The sequence below is a fragment of the Enhydrobacter sp. genome (genome assembly GCA_025808875.1).
Classification (GTDB): Bacteria; Pseudomonadota; Alphaproteobacteria; order Reyranellales; family Reyranellaceae; genus Reyranella.
The window spans coordinates 3,093,202-3,117,287 of record CP075528.1 but is presented as its reverse complement, the minus strand read 5'-3'; the positions used below and the strand labels follow the sequence as shown (position 1 = coordinate 3,117,287).

The following is a 24,086-nucleotide window of genomic DNA, read 5'->3' as shown; positions in this document are numbered from 1 at the left end:
AATTTTCGCGAGTATTCGATGTGGAATGATGCGCAGGGGAGTGACGAGATGGAACAGACATCGCAACGCGAACTCGTCGATTTGCTCTGCGCATTGCGACGCGACGGACGACAGCAGAGCGGTCTCGCGCCGAAGCTGGTGCCGCCCGACAACGACACGGCCTACCGCATCGCCGCACGAGTTGCGGAAAGGCTCGGCTGGCCGGTGCTCGGCTGGAAGATCGCAGCCGCGAAGGAGGAGATGCAGAAGGCTCTACGAACCGATTCGCCGATCTACGGCAGAACTTTTTGCATCGAACCCTCGCCTGCGCGCGTCGCGCATGCCCGGCAGTGCAGTCCGATCCCCGAGGTCGAGTACGTCGCGCGTCTCGGCGCCGACTTGCTGCCGCGCGCGACGACGTACACGGTCGAGGAGGTGAGTGCGGCGGTGGCCTCGCTGCATCCCGGCCTCGAGCTCGCCGAATGCCGCTTCGTGCACGACGACAGCTTCCCGCCGCTCGCTGCCATCCTCGCCGACGGCGCGGGCTCGGGCACGATCGTCCACGGGCCCGCCATCGAGGGCTGGCGCGAGCGCGACATCGCGGGCCAGCGGGTGACGCTCCATTGCAACGGCGTGGAGCGTCGCTCGGGGACCGCGGCCGCCGCGCTCGATCATCCGCTCGTGCCGCTCACTTGGCTTGCCAACGAGCTGTCGCGCACCGGCGTCGGCCTGAAGGCCGGGCAGTTCGTCAGCACCGGCACCCTGACCGGCATGCTGCGACCGAGAGCGGGCGAGACCTACGTCGCCGACTTCGGACCGTTCGGAACGGTCGAGGCGACCTACGGATAGTCTCGCTTCGGATCTAAAACGGTTCGCCAAAATCGCCAAAATCGCCAAAACTCAACGCAGCGCCGGATTGACTTCCCACTGGCGTGACTTCCTCCCGGGCCCCGGGACGGTGGGCGGCGGTAGGCGCAGCACGCCTCCGGCTTCGAGCAGCGCGATGACGGTTTCGGTGTTCTCGGCATCGACGGCTTCCGCGAGAGCCTCGCGCCGGATCGTCCTCGCCGAGACGCGGGCATGGCGCGTCCGCTTCAGCCAGCGCACGACGCGGCGACCCAGCCGGTCGAGATCGGTCGAGCCGACGCGGCCGAACACGTCCTCGGCCTGCGGCAGGAGATACTCCGACCACAGGGTCCAGGCATCCTCCAGGCGCGCCAGCGTCACGCCCTCCGGATAGGCGCGCGTCTCGTCCGGCGCCCAGTCCATCAGTTCGAACATCGCCGCGATCCGCGCGATCGCCGAGGCGCCCTTGCCGACCCAGGCGGCCTCCAGCCCGTCGCACTGCCGGGCATGCTGTCGCAGCAATCCGACGATCTCCTCGAACTGCGCGCGCGTCGGATCCTCCAGGCCGATGACGGACGGCTCTCCGGCCGGCCCCATGAGGCCGCCGATGCGGCGCAGCATCGCCACGACGGGGGCGTCGTCGACGTCGGGCTGTGTGAGCGACACCCGGTCCGACGCTTCCGGCCAGGCGAACAGCAGGCGCGAGGCGGCGGCCTCGGCGCCGACGAGGCTGTCGAGCCGGGCCGCGTCGAGTGTGCCGGCGAGGGCGAGCGCCAGCGGCTCGGCCGCTTCCTCGACCGGGTTCTCCGCGCGCAGGACCCGGCCGGCGCTCCAGCCCGCGACCATGTCGGCCTGGTGCTCGCCGCGCGCCCTGGTGCGGAGCCAGTCGGCGAGGTCGTCGCGCCACAGCATGACGCCGCGCGGATTGCGCCGCGCGCTGGCGCGGATCAGCCAATGGTCCGGATCGGACAGCAGCATGCAGCGCGGAAAGCAGGTGTCGCCCTCGTCGGGCTGGAGCGGATCGAGCAACCGGCGGCCGGCCGCGAGCGCCGCCGACTTGCCGCTCGACGCCTCGCCGACCAGCGCCAGCCAGAGCAGCAGCGGCTCCCTCCAGTGCTGCGTCACGTGCACGACGACACCGCCGCCGCACACCGCGCTGACGGCCCCCATCATCGCGAGGGCGAGCGGGTCGGGCGCGGGCTGCGCGTGCGCTCCCAGCTCTACCCACTCGCGCCAGCGCCCGGGCAGCACCCGCAACGGGAAGGCGGGCGGCCGGCGCCGCGGTACGCCGAGCAGGTCGGGCGCGATCGTCTGCCAGGGCAGCGTGTCGGCGGTCGGTCCGGTCTTTTCGTCGGGCGGCATGGTCGAATCTCCTGGAAGTTGTATGGACGCCTCCAGTGAATGTATTAATGTTTGGTCGATTTGTCTGTACAAATCGACAGCCCACCGTCGACACGATCATGCGTGGCGAGGCTTCACGGCGGGTGTCCGCTTCAGCGGGTAGCGGCCGCTAGGGCGCGATGTAGCCGTAGCCCTTGGCCTGGTAGGCGGCGATGGAGATCCAGCCGTTGCCGACCACCTTGATGCCCGGTGCGATGTTCTGCGGCCGGGCGCCTTGCGACGTCAGCGCGATCTCGCATTGTTCGATGCCGTCGATGCCGCTCGCGGCGCTGAGCGCCCGGATCCTGTCGCGCACCGGGCCGGCGCCGGCCCGCTCGTCGGCCGTCAGCAGGCTGGCGTCGGTCTGCACCAGCCGCGAGGCCGGGCCGCGGAAGGCGAGCACGATGTGCGGCGTGACGCCTTGCCGGATCAGCGACAGGCGGGTCTGGTCAATGACGTCGAGCGTGCGCGCCAGCGCCCTGGGATCGCCGTTGGTGAGGTCGAAGACGATCCTGACCTCCTTCAAGCCGGTGAGCGCCGCCTTGTCCGACGCGTCCTGCGCCTGCGCGGCCATCGTCCAAAGGCCGGCCAGTGCCAGCACGACACTGCAAAGTATCCTCATTGCGCGTTCCTCCGCCGCTCGCCTCAGCTCCTCACCATCGCCTCGATCAGGGTCGGGCCGTTCGACTTCAGCGACTTCGCCAATGCCGCGTCGAAGGCGGCCGCACTGTCGACCCGCTCGGCCGGCACGCCGAAGCCCTGGGCGAGCGCGCGGGCGTCGATCGGCGGGTCCTTGAAGTCCATGCCGATCGGCTTGTCGTTGCCGTGGAACAGCTTCAGGCGGTTCTTCAGGATCTGGTAGCCGCCGTTGTTGCAGAGCAGGAAGGTGACCGGCAGCTTCATGTTGGCCGCGCTCCACAGCGCCTGGATCGAGTACATGGCGCTGCCGTCGCCGATCACCGCCACGACGCGGCGCCGCGGCAGGGCGAGCTGGATGCCGACGGCGGCGGCGATGCCCCAGCCGATGCCGCCCGACACGTTGCCGAAGAAGGAGTTGCGGTCGCGGTAGGGGAAGTAGTGCTGCAGGGTGGTGGCGCTGGTCAGACCCTCGTCGACGACGACCGCGTCGGCGGGCAGCGCCTCGCAGAGCCGCGCCATCACCCATTCCGCCGGCAGCGGCTGGCCCGACGCGGGCTGCGGCACGGCCTTCAGCCGCTGCGCGCGCTGGGCGCTCCAGTTCTTCGTCGCGAAGGAGGCGAGGCTGGCCCTGGCCTTGTCGGCGAGCGCGGCGCCGCCGAGCTTCTTCAGCACCGGAACGAGCGCCTTCAGAGTCTCCTTCACGTCGGCGCGCAGCGCGATCTCGGCCGGGAAGTTCTTGCCCATCTCCCAGTCGCGCAAACCGATCATCGCCACGGCGGTGCCGGGCGGCAGCGGCTCGACCTCGCTCCACACCGACATCTTCAGCGCATCGGCGCCGACGCACAGCATCAGGTCGTAGTCGGACAGGATCTGGCGCACGCGCTTCTGGTCGCGATTGAGTGCGCCGAGGTAGCACGGGTGCTCGCTCGGGAAGTGGGCGCCCCAGCTCACCGTCTGCTGCAGCACCGGCGCGCCCAGCACCTCGGCGAGCTCGGCCGCCTCGGCGAAGGCGTCCGACGTGGCGATCTCGTGGCCGGCCAGGATCACCGGGTTCTTCGCCGCCAGCAGGCGCCGGGCGAGCTGGTCCAGCGCGGCGTCGGTCGGGCGCACGGCGGTATCGACGCGCGTCGCCTCGCCGAGGTCGATCGCGGCCTCGTTGTTCAGGATGTCGCCCGGCAGCGAGATGAAGACCGGCCCGGTCGGCGCGGTGAGCGCCACCTTGGCGGCGCGGCGCAGGATGCGCGGCAGGTCCTCGATGCGCGCCACCTCGGTCGCCCACTTCACCACCGGCTGGGCGATCGGCACCAGGGGCGCGTAGAGCAGCGGCTCGGTGAGGCCGTGGCCCTGCTCCTGCTGGCCCGCCGTGACGATCATCGGCGTGCCCGACATATAAGAGGTGTAGATCGAGCCGATGGCGTTGCCGAGGCCGGGGGCCACGTGGACGTTGCAGGACACGAGCCTGCCCGAGGCGCGGGCGTAGCCGTCGGCCATGGCGATGACGACCGCCTCCTGCAGCCCGAGCACGTAGCCCATCTCCGGCGCCGAGGTGAGCGCGTGCATGATCGGCAGCTCGGTGGTGCCGGGATTGCCGAACATCTTGTCGACGCCCTCGTCCTTCAGCACGCGCAGGAAGGCGTCGCGGCCGGTGATGGTGTTCGATACGCGCGCGTCGGGCATGGTTTCCTCCTGGTTGGGCGGCACGGTAGCATAGGTCATGGCGGGGAACGGACTCGAAGGGAGGATCGCGCGCCTGCCGTGCTGGCGGGGCAGGGTTGCGCTCGAGCCGCTGAAGGGCGGGCTGAGCAACATCGCCTTCGTGGCGACCGACGGGGCGGGCAAATTCGTCGTGCGATGCGGCGACGACATCCCCGTGCATCATGTCTTCCGCGAGCGCGAACGGGCGGCGGCGCGCGCGGCGTTCGCCGCCGGCATCTCGCCCGAGATCGTCCATGTCGAGCCGGGCATCACCGTGCTGCGCTTTATCGAGGGGCGCACCTTCGAGGAGGCCGACCTGCGGCGCGACGTCGTCCGGCTCGCCGCGTTGCTGAAGGCCTGTCACCGCGACGTGGCGCGGCATGTGCGCGGGCCGGCCAACGTGTTCTGGCCGTTCCATGTCATTCGCGACTACGTGCGGCTGATCGATGGCGACCCGGCCCATCTCGCGCTCGCCGACCGGCTGGAGGCGCGGCAGGTGCCGCTGCCGATCGTGTTCGGCCACCACGACCTGCTGCCCGGCAATTTCATCGACGACGGCCGCCGGCTGTGGTTGATCGACTGGGAGTACGGCGCCTTCGGCACGGCGATGTTCGACCTCGCCAATCTCTCGTCGAACGGCGGCTACGATCCGGCACAGGACGCGCTGCTGCTGGGCGCTTACTTCGGCGGGGCGGTGGGCGACGACCTGCGCGGCGCCTTCGAGGCGATGAAGGCGGCGAGTCTCCTGCGCGAGGCGCTGTGGGCGATGGTCTCCGACGTCCATCTGCGCACGCCGGGCGTCGACTACCGGGCGCACGCGCGTGAGTATCTGGGGCGGCTGGAGCGGCTGGGCGTCTGATCGCCTCCGCCTCCGGAACCACGCATCGCCAGTCGGAAGTTTGACTCGCGCCGCGCGCGTTGTGACGATCCTCCCCACGGGAGGAAGAAGGAATGGCGAGAGTCGACTGGGTTTCGTCCACCGTCGAAGCGGCCGGCACCCGGCTCCATCTGATGCGCGCCGGCAAGGGCCGGCCCGTGCTGGTGCTGCACCACGAGACCGGCACGCTCGACCGCCTGCCGTTTTATGACTTGCTCGCCGGCTCGCACGACGTGCTGGTGCCGCATCATCCGGGCTACTCGCGCTCGCCGCGGCCGGACTGGATGCGCTCGGTGCGCGACATCGCCGTCGTCTATCGCGGCCTGCTGAGCGAACTGGGACTATCGGACGTGGCGCTGGTCGGACTGGGCTTCGGCGGCTGGATCGCCGCCGAGATGGCGACCATGGCGCCGTCCGACGTGCCGCGGCTGGTGCTGGTCGGCGCGATGGGCGTGAAACCCGGCGAAGGCGACATCCTCGACCTGGCGATCACCGGCTACATCGACTACGCGCGCGCCGGCTTCCACGACCAGAAGGCGTTCGACCGCGTCTACGGCGCCGAGCCGACGACCGACCAGCTCGAGATGTGGGACATCTGTCGCGAGATGAGCTTCCGCATCGCCTGGAAGCCCTACATGTACAGCCAGACGCTGCCGCACCTGTTGGGCTCGGTGAAGGCGCCGTCGCTCGTCGTGTGGGGCGACGCCGACAGGGTCGTGCCGCTGTCGGCCGGCAGGCGCTACGTCGAGGCGCTGCCCGATGCCAGGCTCGAGGTCGTCGAGGCGTGCGGCCATTGCGTCGACATGGAAAAGCCCGAAGCCCTTGCCGGGCTCGTCACTCAATTCATCGCCGGGAGGTGACGCCATGCACCTGATGTATTTCACTGAGCAGCCGATGTCGGCCTATCCCGAGGAGGAGGGCCGCAAGTTCGGCGCCACGGCGCTGATGTTCCCCAACAGGCACTTCGATCCGGTGGCGGGCTCGCGGCTCTACAACGAGTACATCGAGCAATACATGCTGGCCGAGGAGGTCGGCGTCGACGGCATCATGCTGAACGAGCACCACAACGCGCCGTTCTGCATGCAGGCCAAGGCCAACATTTTTGCCGCGATCCTCGCCGGCATGACCGAGAAGGCGAAGATCGTCATGCTGGGCAACCCGCTGCCGCTCGCCGAGAACCCGGTGCGGCTCGCCGAAGAGCTCGCCATGATCGACATGATCTCCAAGGGCCGGCTGGTCTCGGGTTTCGTGCGCGGCGGCGGCCAGGAGCAGCTCGCGACCGGCGTCAATCCCGCCTTCAACCGCGAACGCTTCGAGGAGGCGCACGATCTCGTCGTCAAGGCGTGGACCCGGCCCGGTCCGTTCCGCTACGAGGGCACGCACTACCAGCACCGCGTCGTCAATCCGTGGGCGGTGCCCCTGCAGAAACCCTATCCGCGCGTCTGGATCCCCGGCGTCATCAGCAAGGAGACGATCGTCTGGGCGGCGCAGCAGCGCTATCCCTACATCGCGCTCAACACCTCGATCGAGCAGACCAAGAAGATCTGGGAACTCTACGACCAGACCGCCGCCCAGGCGGGCTATGTCGGCGGGCCGGAGAATCGCGGCTACCTGATCCAGGTCCACATCTCCGACAACGAGGAGAAGGCGATCGAGAACGCCCGGCAGTTCCGCTGGATGCAGGGCGAGTTCACCGGCCTCGCGCATCCGGTGTGGAGCACGCCGTCGGGCTACGGCTCGCCGACCAACCGGCGCGCCTTCGTCGAGTTCGCCTCCGGCCGTGCCAGGAATCCGCGCGGCGAGACCAGCTTCGAGCAGCAGATGGCCGACCTGCGCATCATCGCCGGCACGCCCCGGACCGTGGTCGCCAAGCTGCGCCGCATCCTCGAGGAGACGCGGCCCGGCATCCTGGCGCTGTGGGGCAACGACGGCCGGGTCAGCCAGAAGGACGCGCTGACCTGCATCCGCCTCATGGGCACCGAGGTCTTCCCGGCCCTGCGCGAGATCGCGAAGGAACTCGACCTCAAGAGCCCGTTCGAGGCCAATGCGCCGGTGCATCTCGACTATTCGACCGATCTGAAGCGCGCCAAAGCCGCGGCGGAGTGAGGACGCATGATCACCAGGTTCGACAGCTCCTATGTCGGCACCGTCGACATGGAGAATCTCGGCTACCTCGGCACGCCGACAAACGACCGCTTCTACTCCAACGAGCAGCTGGCCGGCGCGCTGCACAAGGCGGTGGCCTACGCCAAGCACATGGACCGGCTGGGCTACGACACGTTCTGGATGGCCGAGCACCATTTCCAGCCCGAAGGCACCGAGTGCATTCCCAACCTGCTGATGATGGCGATGCACCTGGTGAACCAGACCACGAATCTCCGCATCGGCTGCGGCTTCAACGTGGTGCCGATGTGGCACCCGCTGCGGTTGGCCGAGGACTATGCCGTCGCCGACATCCTGAGTGGCGGGCGGGTGATCTTCGGGGTGGCGCGCGGCTATCACACGCGCGAGGTCGAGAGCTTCGGCGCGCCGCTGATCGACCAGGCGGCCAACCGGGAGATGTTCGAGGAGGGCGTCGACATCATCTTCAAGGCGTTCAACGAGGAACGCTTCAGCCACAAGGGCAAGTACTACACCATCCCGCCCGAGGTGCCGTACCGCGGCTACACGCTGAAGGAGCTGACCCTGGTGCCGCGGCCGATGCGCCGGCCGGTCGAATGCTGGCAGCCGATCCAGAGCGGCTCGGCACGCGCCTTCGATTTCATGGCCAAGCACGGCATCTGCGGCACGATCGGCGGCGGCTCGGCCGAGGGCGGCGCGGTCGACCGTCACATGACCGAGTTCCAGGCGGCCTACGCGCGGCGCGGCATCGCGCTCGCGCTCGGCGAGCGGCTGTCGCTCGGCTACCAGTTCTACATCGCCGAGAGCCGCGAGGCGGCGATGCGCGCGGCGGCGAAATACTACGAAGAGAACATGAAGATGTTCGGCGAGCTGCGGCTGGTGCGCGCCATCACCGACGAGCAGATCGCCGCCATGCGCGACCCGCGGCTGGTGCCCAACACGAAGCTGCCGCGCATCGAGGACGCGGTGAAGGCGGGCGGCTTCCTGGCGGGCACGCCCGCCGACATCATCGAGCAGCTCAAGGCCGTCGAGAAGCGCTACCCCGGACTGGAGCGCGTCACCTGCAGCATGGCGCTCGGCACGCCGCTCGAAGTGACGCTGGAGCAACTCGAGCGCTTCGCCGGGGAGGTCATGCCGGCCTTCAAGCCGGCGGCGCGCGCCGCAGCGGAGTGAGGGAGGGCGCCCGTGATCTTCGAGATGCGCACCTATCTGCTGAAACCCGGCACGGTCGGCGAGTTCGAGGCGCGCTTCGCCGCGGGATTGCCGGCGCGGGCGAAGCTCTCGCCGCTCGCCGGCCTGTGGCACAGCGAGGTCGGCCCGCTCAACCAGGTCATCCATGTCTGGCCCTACGCCGACCTCAACGAGCGCGAGCGCATCCGCGCGCGGGCGATCGAGACCAAGGTCTGGCCGGTCAAGGTGCAGGAGTTCATCCTCGAGATGGAGAGCAAGATCCTCCATCCCGCGCCGTTCTCGCCGAACTTCCCGGTCGGCGCGCACGGCCCGCTCTTCGAGTTCCGCACCTACACCTACAATCCCGGCGGCATCCCCCGGGTGATCGAGGCGTGGGCGCCGCGCATCGAGGCCCGCAGCAGGATCTCGCCGCTGATCTTCGCCGGCTTCACCGACCTCGGCCCGCTCAACCAGTGGATCCATGTCTGGGCCTACGCGAACATGGGCGAGCGCGAGCGGCTGCGCGCCGTCGCCATGCCGCCGGGCGGCAACTGGCCGCCGCCGCGCCACGAATCGGTGACGCTGCACCGGCAGGACGCCGTCTTCGCCCTGCCGGCGGCGTGCTCGCCCTGCCGCTGAGGGAGATCGTCATGGCCATCGCCATCGATCAGGTCGGTCCGTGCTTCGCCGGCGAGGTCTCGGGCCTCGACATGCGCCGGCCACTGGCGCCCGAGGAGGCGCGGGCGATCCACGCCGGCATGGATCGCTACGCCGTGCTGGTGTTCCGCGACCAGAAGATCGACGACACGCAGCAGCTCGCTTTCACGAGGAGCCTGGGCGAGATCGAGCACGCCATCGGCACCAGCCTGCGCGCCGCGACGGAATATCGCCTGCCGACGACCTTCGCCGACGTCTCCAACCTCGACAAGAACGACGCGCCCTTCGCGCGCGACGACAGGCGCCGGCTGTTCGGCATCGGCAACCGGCTGTGGCATTCCGACAGCTCGTTCAAGGCGACGCCCGCCAAGTATTCGCTGCTGCGCGCCGTCAGCCTGCCGTCGACGGGTGGCGACACTCAGTTCGCCGACATGCGGGCGGCCTACGACGTGCTCGACGGGGAGACCAAGCAGGCCGTCGAGGGCCTGGTGTGCGAGCATTCGCAGATGTACTCGCGCCGCCAGATCGGCTTCACCGACTTCACCGACGAGGAACGCGAGCGCTTCAAGCCGGTGCGCCAGACCCTGGTGCGGACCCATCCCGTGACCGGCCGCAAGTCGCTCTATCTGTCGAGCCACGCCGGTACCATCGTCGGCTGGCCCTTGCCCGAGGCACAGATCTTCCTGCGCGACCTGATCGAGCACGCCACGCAGCGCGAGTTCGTCTACACCCACAAATGGCGGATCGGCGATCTCGTCATGTGGGACAACCGCCAGACCATGCACCGCGCGCGTCCGTTCCCCGCGCACGAGCCGCGCGACATGCGCCGCACCACCCTGGCCGGCGACGGCCCGACGGTGCATCGCGACGTCGGGCGGATCATCACGCCTTCAGCAACGCCGCCATGACGCGCTCGCGGTCGAGTGGCATGTCGTGGATGCGCACGCCGAGCGCGTGGGCGACGGCGTTGCCGATGGCGGCGGCCGTCGGTCCGACCGTGCATTCGCCGACGCCGAGCGGCGGGTTGCCGGCGCCGTCGACCAGCTCGGCCTCGATCTCCGGCACCTCGCTGAATTTCAGGACGGGGTAGCTCGCCCAGTCGAGCGAGGCGATGCCCTGCTCGTCGAAGCGCACCCGTTCCTTCAGGGTCCAGCTCACCGCCTGCAGGATGCCGCCCTCGAGCTGGTTGCGCGCGCCGTCGGGATTGATGACGAGGCCGGCATCGGCGACGCACCACACGCGCTCGACCCTCACCGTCCGATCGACCGTGACCGCGGCCGCGACGGCGGCATAGGCCGCGGTGTTCTTGTAGCGCGCCAGGCCGACGCCCAACCCCTTGCCCGTGCCCGAGGGGCCGCGCGCGCTCCAGCCGGCGCGCGCCGCGACGCGCTCGAGGCAGGCGCGCATGCGCTTTTCCGACAGGAGCGCGAGGCGCCAGGCGACCGGGTCCCGTCCGGCGCGCGCCGCCAGCTCGTCCATCAGCATCTCGATGGCGTAGACGTTGGGCAACGCGCCCAGCCCGCGCAGCGCCGAAGTGCGCACCGGACCCTTCTGCACGAGATGGTGCAGGATGCGATGGGCGCCGACGTCGTAGATCGGCACGGCGTTGCGCGTGCCGCCGCCGCCACGCGCTTCCGGCGGATCGGTCGGCTTCACCTCGGGCGGCGGATCGGCCAGCGCCTCGGTGGCCAGCAGGTAGCCGCTGCCGGTGCCGGGCCGCTGGACGTGCGTGGCGCTCCAGATCTCGGTGGTCCAGTCGGTCGGGCGCCCCTCGGCATCGAGTCCGGCGTGCAGGGTCACCAGCATGGCGGGGCCGACCGGCTCGAAGCCGAACTCCTCCTCGCGCCGCCATTGCAGGCGCACGGTCCGGCCGGGGAACTTCATCGCCACGAGGCAGGCATCGAGCGCGGCATCGTCGGCGCCGTTGTGGCCGTAACAGCCCGGCCCGTGCATGTGGCGGGCCGTGATCCGCTCGATCGGCAGCTCGAGCGCCGCGGCGAGGTTCTTGCGCAACGGATGCATGCCCTGGCCGTGCGACCACACGGTGAGATGCCCGTCACGGAACTCGGCGAGCGCGCAGGAAGGCCCCATCGAGGCGTGCGCGATGTAGGGCCGTGACACGGTGATGCGCGCGATCGTGGCGGGCGGCGTCGCGGGCTCGGGCGCGCCGATGCGGCGATCCTCGCAGGGTTGATCCTTCAGCCACGCGGCTTCCTGCTGGGCCGGCGTGAGCCGCCGCACGTCCAGCCAGCGCGCGTGCGCCGGCGCGGCCGCGGCGGCCGCTTCGGCCACGCTTTCCACCGTGCTGACGAAGGCGACGAAATTGGCCTCGCGCACGATCTCGAGTTCGCCCCCGCCCGCTCGCCCGCCCGCTCGGCCGCCCGCCGCCCGGCGGATCGCCGCCTCGTCGAGCGCCTCGAGGGTGGCGCCGCGGGCGGGCTGGCGCAGGGTGCGCGCGTGCAGCACGTCGCGGGGCAGCAGGTCGTGCACGAAGGCCGCTCCCGCGAGCTTGGCCGGCAGGTCGACCCGCGGCACCGAGGCGCCGACCACTTTATATGAGGTGGCGGGCTTGGTCGGGACGGTGCCGGTGACGTTCTGGGAAAGGTCGATCTCTGCCGCCACGGTCCAGTAGTCCTGGTCGGTCGGCACGCCGTTCTGGTGGAAGCGGCCGTCGACCACGCTGAGCTCGTCGCGGCCGCAGTTCAGGCGCAGCGCCGCGCGCTCCAGGGCCTTGGCCCGCACTTCCGCGCAGACCAGCCGGATCGAGCTGCCCGAGACCATGATGGACAGCGACGACGTCGTGTAGAGTTCGTCGGGCCCGTCGGTGGTGTCGCCGGACAGCATGACGACGCGCTCGAGCGGCAGGTCGAGCTCGTCGGCCGCGATCTGGCCCAGCGCCGTGACGACGCCCTGGCCCATCTCGACCTTGCCGGTGGCGACGCGCACCGTGCGGTCCGGCAGGAAGGCGATCCAGCGGTCGAGTCGCGGATTGTCGATCAGGCTCGGCGGCAGGGCGGGGGCGTTCATGCCGGCCTCCGCAGGGCGGCGGCGGCGCGCTCGACGGCGCGCAGGATGCGATGGTGCGTGCCGCAGCGGCAAATGTGCCCGTCGAGGGCGGCGACGATGTCGGCGCGCGAGGGCGCGGGATTGCGGTCGAGCAGCGCCTTGGCCGAGATCACGATGCCCGAGAGGCAGTAGCCGCACTGGCCGGCCTGCTCGTCGAGGAAGGCCTGCTGTATCGGATGAGGCTTGTCGGCGCCGCCCAGCCCTTCGATGGTCGTGACCGCCTTGCCGGCCAGCGTGCCGACCTCGCGGGTGCAGGCATGGGTCGGCTGGCCGTCGACCAGCACCATGCAACTGCCGCATTGCTCGAGGCCGCAGCCGTAGCGCGTGCCCGTCAGGCCGAGATGGTTGCGCAGCACCTCGAGCAGCGAGGTGGTGTCGGGCGTGGCGACGCTGCGTGCCGCGCCGTTGACCGTGAGTTCGATCGCCATGACATCCTCCCGCCGGCAGTGTGCCACATCGGCTCGTGTTTACGGAATTGAGTGGCGCGGGAAGGGCAAGCCGTGGAGTATGGCGCGCGGGCACGATACGGGTGGCAGGATCTAGAGGCATGGGAGATTCGCCGGGCGGCGCCGCGCCGCTCTCCTTAAGGCAGCTCCTCTCCAGACGATGGGAGCCGGGCGGACTGCCGATCCTGGTGATCGGCGATTCGATGCTCGACGTGTATGTCAGCGGCTCGGTCGACCGCATCTCGCCCGAGGCGCCGGTGCCGGTGATCCGCCAGCTCAAGACGCGCGAGAGCGTCGGCGGCGCGGCCAACGTGGCGGCCAATATCGGCGGCATGGGCGGCATTTGCCATCTGATTTCCTGCGTCGGCATGGATGCCGAGGGCGACCGCATGGCCGGCCTGCTGCATACCGCGGTGACGCGCTTCGACCTGCTGCGCGATTCGGCGCACGGCACGACGGTCAAGACGCGCATGACGGCGGGGCAGCACCAGCTTCTGCGACTGGATCGCGAGGAGTCCGATCCGATCTCGCGCCAGAGCGAGGATGCGGTGCTCGCCACCGTCGCCCAGCGCCTGCAGGAATGCCGGCTGATGGTGATCTCGGACTACAACAAGGGCACGCTCACCGACAAGGTGCTGATGCAGGCGATCGCCATGGCGCGCGCCAACGACGTGCCCGTACTGGTCGATCCCAAGCGCCGGGACTTCACCCGGTATCGCGGCGCCGCGGTGATCAAGCCCAACCGGGCCGAGCTGGCGGCGGCGACCGGGCTGCCGGTCAAGACCGACGCCGAGATCGAGCGCGCCGCCGCCGCCGCCGCGTCCATCACCGGCGCGCACATCCTGGTGACGCGCTCGGAAGCGGGCATGACGCTGTTCCACGCCGACGGCGCGGCCGTCCATCTTCCCACGCTCGCGCGCGAGGTATTCGACGTGACCGGCGCGGGCGACACAGTGATGGCGGCTTTCGCGACGGCGCTGGCGTCCGGCCGAACGATGGAGGAGGCGATGGCCTTCGCCAACGTTGCCGGCGGCCTGGCGGTCTCCAAGCTCGGCACCGCGATCGTGTCGGCGGACGAGATCGAGGCCGAGGCCGAGCGGGCGCGCATGGCCGAGGACCGGTCCACGGTCTCCGGCGGCCTCGCGACCGTGGACGAGGCCGTCGAGCTGCGCGCGCTGTGGAGGAGCCAGGGCCTGACGGTCGGCTTCACCAACGGCTGCTTCGACCTCCTGCACCCCGGCCATGTCGCGTTGCTGCGCGAGGCCGCGGGCGCCTGCGACCGGCTGATCGTCGGCCTCAACGCCGACGCCTCGGTGAAGCGCCTCAAGGGTCCGACGCGGCCGGTGCAGGACGAGGCGGCACGCGCCACGGTGCTGGCCGCGCTCCGGCACGTGAACCTGGTCGTGCTGTTCGAGGAGGACACGCCGCGCCGGCTGATCGAGCGGCTGATGCCCGACCTGCTGGTCAAGGGCGCCGACCACAAGGTCGAGGACATCGTCGGCGCCGACATCGTCGTTGCGGCCGGCGGCCGGGTGATGACGGTCGAACTGGTCGAGGGGCAGTCGACGACGCGGCTGATCGCCCGCGGCCGCGCGCCGGCCGACGCGGACTGAGGCGGCCGTGATCGTGGTCACCGGCGCCGCCGGCTTCATCGGCTCCAACGTCGTGGCCGCCCTCAACGAGCGCGGGCGCTCCGACCTCGCGGTGTGCGACAGGCTCGGCACCGACGACCGCTGGCTGAACCTGCGCAAGCGGATGTTCCGCGAGTTCGTCTTTCCCGAGGAACTGATGGACTTCCTGACGGGACGGCAGGACGTCGAGGCGGTGATCCACATGGGCGCCAATTCCTCGACCACGGCGAGCGACGGCGACGAGATCATGCGCAGCAACTTCCGGTTTTCGCTGGCGCTGCTCGACTGGTGCGCGGCGCGCGGCGTGCCGCTGGTCTATGCCTCGTCGGCGGCGACCTACGGCGACGGCGTGCAGGGCTTCGTCGACGGGCTGGCGCTCGACGGCCTGCGCGCGCTGCGGCCGCTCAACCTCTACGGCTGGAGCAAGCACCAGTTCGACCTGGTGTTCGCCGAGCGGGTCGCGCTCGGCCTGCCGCTGCCGCCGCGCTGCGTCGGGCTGAAGTTCTTCAACGTCTTCGGCCAGAACGAGTACCACAAGGGCGACATGATGAGCGTCGTCGCCAAGAACCACGAGGTGGTGGCGAACGGCGGCACGGTGAAGCTCTTCAAGAGCCATCGCGCCGACTATCCCGACGGCGGCCAGAAGCGCGACTTCATCTATGTCGACGACGTCGTCGACGTCGTGCTGTGGTGCCTTGAGAAGGGGCCGCGCCACGGCCTCTACAACGTCGGCACCGGCCGCGCCGCGACCTTTCGCGAGCTGATCGAGGCGCTGTTCGCCGCCGCCGGCCGGCCGCCGGCGATCTCCTATTTCCCGATGCCCGAGGGGTTGCGCGAGCGCTACCAGTACTTCACGGAGGCGTCGACGACGGCGCTGCGCGAGGCGGGGTACGCGCGGCCCTTCACGCCGGTGAAGGAGGGCGTCGCCAGCTACGTGCGCTATCTCGCCGGCGCCGATCGCTATCGGTAGTCTCGATCAGCCGGCTCGGCAGGCTCGCGTGCCCAAATGGATTGAAATCTGGCCAGGAATTGCGCGGCAAGTAATTTCTGTCATAATGAAAAAACTGGATTTCACACAACGATCCCGGGAGGAGGCATGGACACGCCCATGGCTGCCTCGGGCGCCGACTATGGCACCGAGGAAGCGGCGATGCAGCGCTACCTTCGCGATGGCGAGCGGCGCGCGTTCGCGCTCGGCAATCGCGGTCCCATCCGCCTGACGGCGGCGGGCGAACTGCATCCCGACATCGTCGACGCCTATTGGCGGTGCGGCTTCTATGTCTTCGAAGGCGTGCTGAAGGCCGACGAGCTCGCCGACATCGAGCGGGATTTGCACGACATCCTGGATCGGCTCCCGGTGGCGAAGGGCGCGGCCGTCGACCGTCTCGGCCGGCCGGCGCTGGCGCTGGGCCGCAGCGGGCCGACGCTGCAATGGGCGCGGCCGCTCAGCGATCCGTGGGGCGGCACGTCGGCGGCCAACGGCCGTCATCAGGTGAAGATGTACGAGCCCAGGGCCGCCGACGGGCTGCCGCAGGAAGTCGTCTTCTTGATCCTGGGCTCGCTGCAGTTCTCCGAGGCCTCGCTGCGCGTCTACGGCCATCCGCAGCTCCTGGCGGTGGCGGCGGCGATCAACGGCGTCGACTTCGCGCCCTTCAACGAAGCGCTGTGGATCAAGGAGCCGGGTCGCGGCGCTTCGGTCGCCTGGCATCAGGACGGCACGACGCACTGGGACAGCGCCGCCTGGGACGAGGGCATCCACGGCTTCAACTTCATGGCCCAGCTCTACGGCTGCACCGCCGCCAACGGCGTGTGGGTGGTGCCGGGCTCGCACAAGCGCGGCAAGGTCGACATCCGGCGCGAAGTCGCCAGCGCAGGAAGCGAACGCCTGCCCGATGCGGTGCCCATCGTTTGCGCTCCCGGCGACGTGGCGATGACCAACCGCCAGGCCCTGCACGGGTCCTTCGCCAACACGTCGAAGGATTGGCGGGTCACGGTCAATTTCGGCTTCCATCGCCGCAGCTCCGTGCTCGGCGTGCGGGCCGGCGGCATTCACAACGCGGTCGCCGTCTACGACGCGGAGCGCATTCGCCGCCGCGCGCGCCTGATCGGCTACGCCATCGACGCGCGTCGTCAGCGCTTTCCCGAAGAAACGCCGTTTGTCTACAAGCCCCACGCCGACGAGGGCCTGGCTTATCGCTGGGACGCCGCCGCACGCCGCGACATCGAGGACTACAACCTGCTTGACCTCAGCATCTGAACAAATCGGCCCGACGCGGGCGGAGGCGCGCTGGCGCTCGATCCTCGTCGACGACGCCCCGCCGCTGCCGCTGGCGGTCGCCTCGCTCGTCGTCTTCCTGGCGGCGGCCTGGCTGCTGGCATCGCCCAGCCTCATCGTGTCGCGCCACATGACGTGGGACATGCTGTTCAACCTCGCGGGAGCATGGCACCTCGTCAACGGCCACGAGCCGCATGTGGATTTCCACGATCCCCTGGGAAGCCTGAGCTTCTATCTCAGCAAGATCGGCTTCCTGATCACCGGCCCCTCGGTCGGCGGCTTCATCGTCGGCGAGATCATTGCCGCCACGGCGATCTGCGTCGCGGCCTTCGTCGCTGCCCTGCGTCGCCTGCCGCTGCTGCCAGCCGCGGTGTTCGTCGGCTATTCGAGCCTGCTGATCCTCATGCCGACCAATGTCGGCGACTCGGTCCACGACATCACCTTCGCGATGAGCTACAACACGCTCGGCTGGGCGGCGCTGGGCGTGCTCAGCCTGATCTTCTTCGTGCCGCCGCGCGGCGAGGCGATGGGCGGATGGCCCGACCTCGTCGTTGCCACGCTTCTGATTTTGGCGCTCTACGATCTCAAGATCACCTATTTCGGTGCCGCCATGGCCGAACTGGCGGTTGCGCTCGCGGTGAGCGAGCCGATCCGCCGGCACGCGCGGCGCTGGCTGATCGCCGGAGCGGCGATCTCGCTTCACGCGATCGCTCCCTACAACTGGCCCTATCTCGCCGACATCTTCACGGCGATCGAGGCGGGCGCTGTTAACAACGACATCCGCGCGCTCACGGTCCGCCTGTTCGACAACGTGCCGGAACTGTCGCTGGTCGCGATCGCCGCCCTGACGGCACTCGGCCTGTGGCGCTCGGGCGACATCCCGCTGCGCCTGCCGGCCGCCGTGATCCTGCTGGTCGTGACTGCCGCGGCGATGCTGTCGCAGAACACGCAGACCCAGGGCCTCACCCTGTCGGTGACCATCGCCTTCCTGCTCTATGACTATTTCCGCGGCAACCGAAGCGAGGGCCGCGCGCCGGCACGGCTCTGGATCCTGGTGGCCGCACTCGTCTTTCCCTTGATCGTCATGTCCAAGCAGGCCGCGAATCTGGCGATCTACTATCGGCAGGCGTCGCTCGGGAAGGACCTGTTCGTGTTCGACAAGGGCCCGTTGCGCGGCCTCGCGGTGCCGGCGGGGCGTCCCGGCCTGTTCGATGCGCTGAACCGGAACGTGGCCGACTACACCTTGCTCAATCGCATCCGGTCGGTCGAGACCGGCGACCAGGAGATCTCCCAGTTCGAATACGCCCGAACCCTCCTCGACGCCGCCCAGCTGTTCGAGGCGCCGGATCGGAGGGCCGGGTCGATCGTCCTGTTCGACCAGGTCAATCCCCTGCCGTTCATCCTGCAGCGCGCGCCGGCTCGGGGTGTCAGCCTGTGGCTCGCGCCTCATTTCCCCTGGCTCGATGCCGAGGACATGCTGGGCGACGCGAGCTACGTGCTGGTCCCCAAGTTCTCCACCTCGATCGCGGTCACGCGCCTGGCGGTCGACAAGTACACGCCCTACCTCGATCGGCACTTCTCCGAGCGCATCGAGTCGCGCAGCTGGTTCCTCTACGTCAGGAAGACGCCGCGCCGTTTCAGTCCCTGAACGGATCGGTCATCAGGATCGTGTCGTCGCGCTCGGGCGACGTGCTGAGCAGGGCAACCGGGCAGCCGACCAGTTCCTCGATGCGGCGCACGTACTTGATGCAGGTCGCCGGCAGCTCGGCGAAGGAACGGGCGCCCCGGGTGCTCTCGTCCCAGCCTTCGAAGGTCTCCCACAGCGGCCGGATCTTGGCCTGCGCACCCATGGTGAAGGGGAAGCGCCCGATGCGCCTGCCGTCGAGCTCGTAGCCGACGCACACCTTGATCTCCTTCAGGCCGTCGAGCACGTCGAGCTTGGTGAGCGCGATGCCGTCGATGCCGTTCAGCTTCACCGCCTGGCGCACCATCACCGCATCGAACCAGCCGCAGCGCCGGCGCCGGCCGGTGTTGGTGCCGAACTCGTTGCCGCGATCGCCCAGCAACTGGCCGATTTCGTCCCTGAGCTCGGTGGGGAAGGGGCCGTCGCCGACGCGCGTGGTGTAGGCCTTGGCGATGCCCAGCACATAACCCACGGCACCGTTGCCCATGCCCGAGCCGATCATCGCCTGTGCCGCCACCGTGTTGGAGGAGGTGACGAACGGATAGGTGCCGTGGTCGATGTCGAGCATGGTGGCCTGCGCGCCCTCGAACAGGATGCGCTTGCCCGCGGCGCGCAGCGCGTCCAGCCGCTCCCACACATCCTCGGCGAAGGGCAGGATTCTGGGTGCAAGCGCGAGCAGCTCGGCGAGCAGGGCGGCGGCATCGACCGTCGGCCTGCCGAGGCCCTGGCGCAGCGCATTGTGGTGCGCGAGCAGGGTGTCGACCTTGGCCTTGAGTTCGTCGGGCTCGGCGAGATCGCCGACGCGAATGGCGCGGCGGCCGACCTTGTCCTCGTAGGCCGGGCCGATGCCGCGACGGGTCGTGCCGATGCGGATCGTGCCAGGCACGTCCTCCCGCCAGCCGTCGAGATCGCGGTGCAGCGGCAGGATGAGCACGGCGTGGTTGGCGATCTTGAGCGAGTCGGGCGTGACCGAGACGCCCTGCGCCGACACCTTCTTCACCTCCTCGAGGAAGTGCCAGGGATCGACGACGACGCCGTTGCCGATGATGGAGAGCTTGCCCTCGCGCACCACGCCCGACGGCAGCAGCGCCAGCTTATAGGTCTGGTTGCCGATGACCAGCGTGTGGCCGGCGTTGTGGCCGCCCTGGAAGCGCACCACCACCTCGGCGCGCTCGCTGAGCCAGTCCACGATCTTGCCCTTGCCCTCGTCGCCCCACTGAGCGCCGATCACCGCCACGTTGGCCATCGCCTTGTCCTACGAAAGAGGCATCCGCACACGAAAACGCCTCCCCGGACCGGTGCCGGAGAGGCGTGAGTTTGGTTAGCACGCGAAGGGAGAATGCGCGAACGAAAACCGACGTTCACGCACAGCGACAATTGCGCCGGGTTGTCGGCCGGTCTGTGGGGTTTGTCACACAGCGCGGCGTTACAGCGGCACGGCTTCGCCGTCGATCAGGGCGTGGCTGCAGCGCAGGCGCTTGGCCTCCTGCCGGACGTCGGCGGCCGCGGCGACGGCGCGCACCACCGCGTAGCCCTTGGCCTGCCACGGCTCGGCGTCGCGCCACGGCGTCGCCTGAGGCAGATAGAGCCGCGGCCGGTCCGGCGTCGCGTTCGAGGCCACCAGCACCGCGCCCATGTAGAGCGTGAAGCCGGTGGCGGGCTCGCTGACGCCGTCCTCCGGGTAGCCCGCCGAGTAGCGGCCGCCGCGCGCCAGCTCCTCGCGGCCCTTGAGGCCGAACACGGAGAAGGAGACGCCGGTCTGGTACTCGAGGCCGCGATACTCGACCGGGTCGAGCGTCAGCGGCAGGTCGGCGTCGGCCATCTGGACCAGCTTCACCACCTCGGCCAGCCGTGCCGCCTCCGCGGCGCCGGTCGCCGGCAGCCCGAGCTTGCGCAGCACGCCGACCGCCTTGGCCGCCGGGCCCGCCGCCCGCAGCAATCCCACGAACAGATCGACCTGCTTCTTGTCGGTCAGCGCCTTGGCGACGGCCGCCTCGTCTTTGCGGTCGAGGGCGCGGCGCAGGCGGGCGAGCGTGCCCGCGTCGAGCCCGAGGCCCGAGGCGACGGCGGCGACCAGGGTCGGCAGGTTGAGATCGACGGTGAGGCCGTCGACGCCGATGGCGCGGAGCGCATCGACGGTAAGCAGCACCGCCTCGGCGTCGGCCTCGGCCGTGTCGACGCCGATCAGCTCGGCGCCCACCTGGGCGAACTGGCGCTCGGGCTTCAGCGCATTGCCGCGCACGCGGATCACGTTGCCGCCGTAGGACAGGCGCAGCGGCCGGGCCTCGTGCCTGAGCCGGGTGACGGCGATGCGCGCGACCTGCACCGTCATGTCGGGCCGCACGCCCATCATGCGCTGCGACACCGGATCCATCAGCCGGAAGGTCTGCGGCGCCAGCGCCGCGCCCGGGCCGCCGAGCAGCGATTCCTCGAACTCGACCAGCGGCGGCTTCACGCGCTCGTAGCCGAAGGCCGCGAAGCGCTCGATCGCCACGTCGATCGCGCGCGCCTCGCGCGCGGCATCGGGCGGCAGCAGGTCGGCCAGCCCGGCCGGCAGCAGCCCGCGATGGTCGTTGTCGTTGGACGTCATGGCAGGGGGTGATAGCACAAAACCGGGGTTCGCCCCCGCGACGGTTCGTGCCGCTCAGCTCGCTGCCGCCGCCCTGGCCGCCGGGGCGATGCCCTTCATGGTGCCGCCATAGCGGTCGGTGAAGGCCGAGGTGTCGATCTCCTCGAGCTCGATCTCGCGGTTCAGCACCTTCTCCTTCCACTCGAGCAGCTCGGGATGGGCCGCCTGGAACTCGGGCATCACTTCCCTGGCAAAGAGCTCGAGCGATTCGCAGATGTGCTCGTGGGTGTTGTTGCCCGCCTGGTTGAGCAGCACCACCTGGTCGATGTTGGACGACTGGAACTTGCGCAACTTCCGGCGGATCGTGTCGGGCGAGCCGATCAGGCCGCCGCGCAGTGCCGCGGCGTGCGCGTCGGGATTGGCCGCCTTCCACTTGTTGTATTCGTCCCACATGTTGACCGTGCCGGCCGGCGGCCGCCGCCGCCCGGCCGACTGGCCGTAGAAGCGCAGCGAGAACTGGAAGAAGGTGTCGCCGTCGGCGCGCGCGCGGGCCTCCTCGTCGGTCTTGGCGCACATGAAGAAGCTGACCAGCGCGATGTTCGGGTTGGTCCTGTAGTCGGCGAGCTTCTTCTGCCGCTTCACGAAGGCATTGTAGTAGGCGTGCACCCAGGCGTGCGCGGCGTCGGCCGAGACGAACTGGAAGCCAAGCGCGCCCATGCCCCATTCGCCGACCTTGGCCAGCGTCTCGAGCTGCGAGCAGGCCACCCAGAGCGGCGGATGCGGCTTCTGCAGCGGCTTGGGCACCACCATGCGCAGCGGCATGTCGAAATACTTGCCGTGGTGCTCGGACGGCCCGTCCTTGAACATCGGGATGACGGCGCGGACGGCCTCCTCGAAGATCTCGCGCTTGTTCTCCATGGAGACGCCGAACGGCTCGAGCTCGGTGATCGAGGCGCTTTCGCCCATGCCGAGCTCGACCCTGCCGTTCGACAGCAGGTCGAGCGAGGCGGTCCGCTCGGCGATGCGCGCGGGATGGTTGGTGGTGAGCTGGTAGATGCCGTGGCCCAGCCGGATGCGCTCGGTGCGCTGGCTGGCGGCGGCGAGGAAGGTCTCGGGCGAGGGCGAGTGCGAATATTCCTCGAGGAAATGATGCTCGACCTGCCAGGCGTGGTCGTAGCCCAGGCGGTCGGCCAGCTCGATCTGCGCCAGCGCGTTCTGGTAGAGCCGGTGCTCGTCGCCTTCCTTCCAGGGCCGCGGGAGCTGCAGTTCGTAGAAGATGCCGAATTTCATGGATGCCTCCGACCGGCAGGATAGGCGCATTTCGGCCTCCCCCAAAGACGCCGGAAGGGAAGAATGTTATGGCTTCCGCACAATGAACGGTCCGACCCGTCCCGCCCTGTCCGTGGTGGCGCCCTGCTTCAACGAGGAAGGCGTGCTGCCCGAATTCATCCGGCGAATGTCGGCGGTGCTCGACCGGACGGCAGCATCCGCGGAGATCGTGCTGGTCGACGACGGCTCGCGCGACGGCACCTGGACCGTCATGTCCGAGGCGGTGGCGCGCGACCCGCGCATCGTCGCCGTCCGGCTGATGCGCAACCACGGCCATCAGCTCGCCCTGACGGCGGGACTGTCGGTGTGCCGCGGCGAGCGGGTGCTCGTCATCGACGCCGACCTGCAGGACCCGCCCGAGCTGCTGCCCGACATGATGGCGCTGATGGACGGCGCCGACGGCAAGGGCGGGGCAGACGTGGTCTACGGTCAGCGCCGCCGGCGCGAGGGCGAGAGCCTGTTCAAGCGCGCCTCCGCGGCCGCCTTCTACCGCCTGATCGGCCGCCTGACCGACGTCGACATCCCCAACGATACCGGCGACTTCCGGCTGATGACGCGGCGGGTGCTCGATCTCCTGCTCGCCATGCCCGAGCGCCATCGCTTCGTGCGCGGCATGGTGGCCTGGATCGGCGGCCGGCAGGTGCCGATCCTCTACGACCGCAAGCCGCGGCTGGCGGGCGAGAGCAAGTACCCGCTCTCCAAGATGGTGCGGTTCGCCGCCGACGCGATCACCGCTTTTTCCGTCGTGCCCCTGATGGCCTCGATGACCATCGGCTGGGTGATGGCGGCGGTCGGCTTCGCCTTCTTCGTCTATTCGATCGTCGGCTGGATGCTCGGCTACAACCTGCCCGGCTGGACGTCGCTGATGGCGGCGATGGGCCTGCTGGGCGGCATGCAGTTCCTGATGCTCGGCATCATCGGCGCCTATCTCGGCCGCCTCTACGACCAGAGCAAGGGCCGACCGCTGTTCATGATCCGCGAGATCGTCGGCGGTCCGGGCGGCGACGGCCGATGAGCGCGGAGTTCGACAGGCACGCTGCGGGCTACGACGGCGGGCTCGACAATCCGATCAAGCGGATGATGGGCAACTCGGCCGACCAGTTCATCGCCGTCAAGGCGCGCTGGTTGCTGCGCCGCGAGCCGGCCCTCAGGACCGGCGGTCTCGCGCTGCTCGACTACGGCTGCGGCGCTGGCGACCTGATGCGGGTGCTCGCCGTGATGGGCGCGCGCGCCGAGTTCAGCGGCTGCGACGTCTCGACCGGCATGCTTGCCGAGGCGGCGGGCCGCTGGCCGGCCGGGTTGGCGACGCCGCCCACGCTCGAGGCGCAGGATGGCGCGCGCACGCCGTTCGCGGAGCGCCGCTTCGACGTCGCGACCGTCAGCGCGGTACTGCATCATGTTCCGGTGGCCAACCGGCCCGCCGTCTATGCCGAGCTCGGCCGCGTCCTGAAGCCGGGCGGGCGGCTCTACGTTTTCGAGCACAATCCGCGCAATCCGCTGGTGCGCTACGTCATCGCCCGCACGCCGATCGACGAAAACGCCATCCTGCTCGATGCCGCCGAGGTAAGGCATGGCCTGCTCGACAGCGGGCGCTACGAGCTCGATACCGACTACCTGATGTTCATGCCGCCCGGCCTGCCGTTCCTCGCCCCGATCGACCGGGCGCTGGCGTGGCTGCCGCTCGGGGCGCAATATGCGGTGGCGGCGCGCAAGCCCGCCTAG

21 protein-coding genes are annotated in these 24,086 nt (G+C 69.6%); 13 read left to right on the top strand and 8 right to left on the bottom strand.

The features are described from left to right. Nucleotides 1–48: 48 nt before the first annotated feature. Nucleotides 49–828 (top strand): hypothetical protein, encoded by a 780-nt coding sequence (locus KIT25_15485; GenBank protein ID UYN93453.1) that lies wholly within the window; start codon nucleotides 49–51, stop codon nucleotides 826–828. Between the two features lie 51 nt (nucleotides 829–879). Here KIT25_15485 and KIT25_15480 read toward each other — a convergent pair whose 3' ends face one another. The 3 genes from KIT25_15480 to KIT25_15470 all read right to left on the bottom strand — a co-directional run bounded on the left by KIT25_15480 (nucleotide 880) and on the right by KIT25_15470 (nucleotide 4,560). Continuing rightward, nucleotides 880–2,187 (bottom strand): DUF3987 domain-containing protein, encoded by a 1,308-nt coding sequence (locus tag KIT25_15480; GenBank protein ID UYN93452.1) that lies wholly within the window; start codon nucleotides 2,185–2,187, stop codon nucleotides 880–882. Nucleotides 2,188–2,335: 148 nt separating this feature from the next. After that, nucleotides 2,336–2,827 carry a hypothetical protein gene (locus KIT25_15475; GenBank protein ID UYN93451.1) on the bottom strand — a complete coding sequence of 164 codons (492 nt, stop codon included), beginning with the start codon at nucleotides 2,825–2,827 and terminating at the stop codon, nucleotides 2,336–2,338. Nucleotides 2,828–2,850: 23 nt separating this feature from the next. Then, nucleotides 2,851–4,560 (bottom strand): thiamine pyrophosphate-binding protein, encoded by a 1,710-nt coding sequence (locus tag KIT25_15470; GenBank protein ID UYN93450.1) that lies wholly within the window; start codon nucleotides 4,558–4,560, stop codon nucleotides 2,851–2,853. On the opposite strand from KIT25_15470, the gene KIT25_15465 reads away from it, so the two are divergent. The 6 genes from KIT25_15465 to KIT25_15440 all read left to right on the top strand — a co-directional run bounded on the left by KIT25_15465 (nucleotide 4,559) and on the right by KIT25_15440 (nucleotide 10,272). Then, entirely contained in the window at nucleotides 4,559–5,398 is an 840-nt protein-coding gene (locus tag KIT25_15465; GenBank protein ID UYN93449.1) for a phosphotransferase family protein, read from the top strand. The two genes, KIT25_15470 and KIT25_15465, sit on opposite strands and share 2 nt — an antisense overlap. Nucleotides 5,399–5,490: 92 nt before the next feature. Then, nucleotides 5,491–6,276 (top strand): alpha/beta hydrolase, encoded by a 786-nt coding sequence (locus KIT25_15460; protein ID UYN93448.1) that lies wholly within the window; start codon nucleotides 5,491–5,493, stop codon nucleotides 6,274–6,276. Nucleotides 6,277–6,280: 4 nt separating this feature from the next. After that, entirely contained in the window at nucleotides 6,281–7,522 is a 1,242-nt protein-coding gene (locus KIT25_15455; GenBank protein UYN93447.1) for an LLM class flavin-dependent oxidoreductase, read from the top strand. 6 nt (nucleotides 7,523–7,528) lie between these two features. Next, entirely contained in the window at nucleotides 7,529–8,710 is a 1,182-nt protein-coding gene (locus KIT25_15450; GenBank protein ID UYN93446.1) for an LLM class flavin-dependent oxidoreductase, read from the top strand. A 12-nt stretch (nucleotides 8,711–8,722) separates the two neighbouring features. Next, nucleotides 8,723–9,346 (top strand): NIPSNAP family protein, encoded by a 624-nt coding sequence (locus tag KIT25_15445; GenBank protein ID UYN93445.1) that lies wholly within the window; start codon nucleotides 8,723–8,725, stop codon nucleotides 9,344–9,346. Between the two features lie 11 nt (nucleotides 9,347–9,357). Beyond that, on the top strand, nucleotides 9,358–10,272 hold the full coding sequence (locus KIT25_15440) for a TauD/TfdA family dioxygenase (GenBank protein ID UYN93444.1): 915 nt from the start codon (nucleotides 9,358–9,360) through the stop codon (nucleotides 10,270–10,272). On the opposite strand, the gene KIT25_15435 is transcribed toward KIT25_15440, so the two are convergent. Together KIT25_15435 and KIT25_15430 are read right to left on the bottom strand one after the other, a co-directional pair. Next, nucleotides 10,247–12,391 carry a xanthine dehydrogenase family protein molybdopterin-binding subunit gene (locus KIT25_15435; protein ID UYN93443.1) on the bottom strand — a complete coding sequence of 715 codons (2,145 nt, stop codon included), beginning with the start codon at nucleotides 12,389–12,391 and terminating at the stop codon, nucleotides 10,247–10,249. The genes KIT25_15440 and KIT25_15435 overlap by 26 nt on opposite strands. Further along, entirely contained in the window at nucleotides 12,388–12,858 is a 471-nt protein-coding gene (locus KIT25_15430) for a (2Fe-2S)-binding protein (protein UYN93442.1), read from the bottom strand. The genes KIT25_15435 and KIT25_15430 overlap by 4 nt, the downstream gene beginning before the upstream one ends. A gap of 119 nt (nucleotides 12,859–12,977) precedes the next feature. On the opposite strand from KIT25_15430, the gene rfaE1 reads away from it, so the two are divergent. From rfaE1 to KIT25_15410, 4 genes are all read left to right on the top strand, one after another. Beyond that, the gene (rfaE1, locus tag KIT25_15425; GenBank protein UYN93441.1) at nucleotides 12,978–14,489 is read left to right on the top strand and encodes a D-glycero-beta-D-manno-heptose-7-phosphate kinase; all 1,512 of its coding nucleotides are present in this window, start codon (nucleotides 12,978–12,980) and stop codon (nucleotides 14,487–14,489) included. Nucleotides 14,490–14,496: 7 nt separating this feature from the next. Then, nucleotides 14,497–15,477: an ADP-glyceromanno-heptose 6-epimerase gene (gene rfaD / locus KIT25_15420; protein ID UYN93440.1), complete on the top strand. Its 981-nt coding sequence runs from the start codon at nucleotides 14,497–14,499 to the stop codon at nucleotides 15,475–15,477. Nucleotides 15,478–15,603: 126 nt separating this feature from the next. After that, nucleotides 15,604–16,764: a phytanoyl-CoA dioxygenase family protein gene (locus KIT25_15415; GenBank protein UYN93439.1), complete on the top strand. Its 1,161-nt coding sequence runs from the start codon at nucleotides 15,604–15,606 to the stop codon at nucleotides 16,762–16,764. Then, nucleotides 16,748–18,430: a hypothetical protein gene (locus tag KIT25_15410; GenBank protein UYN93438.1), complete on the top strand. Its 1,683-nt coding sequence runs from the start codon at nucleotides 16,748–16,750 to the stop codon at nucleotides 18,428–18,430. Before KIT25_15415 ends, KIT25_15410 begins: the two co-directional genes overlap by 17 nt. Here the strand turns inward: KIT25_15410 and KIT25_15405 are convergent. The 3 genes from KIT25_15405 to KIT25_15395 form a co-directional block, all read right to left on the bottom strand. After that, nucleotides 18,420–19,712: an adenylosuccinate synthase gene (locus KIT25_15405; protein UYN93437.1), complete on the bottom strand. Its 1,293-nt coding sequence runs from the start codon at nucleotides 19,710–19,712 to the stop codon at nucleotides 18,420–18,422. The two genes, KIT25_15410 and KIT25_15405, sit on opposite strands and share 11 nt — an antisense overlap. A 180-nt stretch (nucleotides 19,713–19,892) precedes the next feature. Beyond that, complete coding sequence (locus KIT25_15400) at nucleotides 19,893–21,056, bottom strand: ATP phosphoribosyltransferase regulatory subunit (GenBank protein UYN93436.1); 1,164 nt, start codon at nucleotides 21,054–21,056, stop codon at nucleotides 19,893–19,895. A 54-nt stretch (nucleotides 21,057–21,110) separates the two neighbouring features. After that, nucleotides 21,111–22,325 carry an LLM class flavin-dependent oxidoreductase gene (locus tag KIT25_15395; GenBank protein ID UYN93435.1) on the bottom strand — a complete coding sequence of 405 codons (1,215 nt, stop codon included), beginning with the start codon at nucleotides 22,323–22,325 and terminating at the stop codon, nucleotides 21,111–21,113. 82 nt (nucleotides 22,326–22,407) lie between these two features. Here KIT25_15395 and KIT25_15390 point away from each other — a divergent pair, with 82 nt between their 5' ends. Then, nucleotides 22,408–23,379 (top strand): glycosyltransferase family 2 protein, encoded by a 972-nt coding sequence (locus KIT25_15390; GenBank protein UYN93434.1) that lies wholly within the window; start codon nucleotides 22,408–22,410, stop codon nucleotides 23,377–23,379. Beyond that, nucleotides 23,376–24,086 (top strand): class I SAM-dependent methyltransferase, encoded by a 711-nt coding sequence (locus KIT25_15385; GenBank protein ID UYN93433.1) that lies wholly within the window; start codon nucleotides 23,376–23,378, stop codon nucleotides 24,084–24,086. Before KIT25_15390 ends, KIT25_15385 begins: the two co-directional genes overlap by 4 nt.

Excerpts from the sequence above, each read along its gene's own strand:
- KIT25_15485 (UYN93453.1), top strand. The coding sequence starts at position 49 with ATGGAACAGACATCGCAACGCGAACTCGTCGATTTGCTCTGCGCATTG.
- KIT25_15480 (UYN93452.1), bottom strand. The coding sequence starts at position 2,187 with ATGCCGCCCGACGAAAAGACCGGACCGACCGCCGACACGCTGCCCTGG.
- KIT25_15475 (UYN93451.1), bottom strand. The coding sequence starts at position 2,827 with ATGAGGATACTTTGCAGTGTCGTGCTGGCACTGGCCGGCCTTTGGACG.
- KIT25_15465 (UYN93449.1), top strand. The coding sequence starts at position 4,559 with ATGGCGGGGAACGGACTCGAAGGGAGGATCGCGCGCCTGCCGTGCTGG.
- KIT25_15470 (UYN93450.1), bottom strand. The coding sequence starts at position 4,560 with ATGACCTATGCTACCGTGCCGCCCAACCAGGAGGAAACCATGCCCGAC.
- KIT25_15460 (UYN93448.1), top strand. The coding sequence starts at position 5,491 with ATGGCGAGAGTCGACTGGGTTTCGTCCACCGTCGAAGCGGCCGGCACC.
- KIT25_15455 (UYN93447.1), top strand. The coding sequence starts at position 6,281 with ATGCACCTGATGTATTTCACTGAGCAGCCGATGTCGGCCTATCCCGAG.
- KIT25_15450 (UYN93446.1), top strand. The coding sequence starts at position 7,529 with ATGATCACCAGGTTCGACAGCTCCTATGTCGGCACCGTCGACATGGAG.
- KIT25_15440 (UYN93444.1), top strand. The coding sequence starts at position 9,358 with ATGGCCATCGCCATCGATCAGGTCGGTCCGTGCTTCGCCGGCGAGGTC.
- KIT25_15435 (UYN93443.1), bottom strand. The coding sequence starts at position 12,391 with ATGAACGCCCCCGCCCTGCCGCCGAGCCTGATCGACAATCCGCGACTC.
- KIT25_15430 (UYN93442.1), bottom strand. The coding sequence starts at position 12,858 with ATGGCGATCGAACTCACGGTCAACGGCGCGGCACGCAGCGTCGCCACG.
- rfaE1 (UYN93441.1), top strand. The coding sequence starts at position 12,978 with ATGGGAGATTCGCCGGGCGGCGCCGCGCCGCTCTCCTTAAGGCAGCTC.
- KIT25_15415 (UYN93439.1), top strand. The coding sequence starts at position 15,604 with ATGGACACGCCCATGGCTGCCTCGGGCGCCGACTATGGCACCGAGGAA.
- KIT25_15405 (UYN93437.1), bottom strand. The coding sequence starts at position 19,712 with ATGGCCAACGTGGCGGTGATCGGCGCTCAGTGGGGCGACGAGGGCAAG.
- KIT25_15400 (UYN93436.1), bottom strand. The coding sequence starts at position 21,056 with ATGACGTCCAACGACAACGACCATCGCGGGCTGCTGCCGGCCGGGCTG.
- KIT25_15395 (UYN93435.1), bottom strand. The coding sequence starts at position 22,325 with ATGAAATTCGGCATCTTCTACGAACTGCAGCTCCCGCGGCCCTGGAAG.
- KIT25_15390 (UYN93434.1), top strand. The coding sequence starts at position 22,408 with ATGAACGGTCCGACCCGTCCCGCCCTGTCCGTGGTGGCGCCCTGCTTC.
- KIT25_15385 (UYN93433.1), top strand. The coding sequence starts at position 23,376 with ATGAGCGCGGAGTTCGACAGGCACGCTGCGGGCTACGACGGCGGGCTC.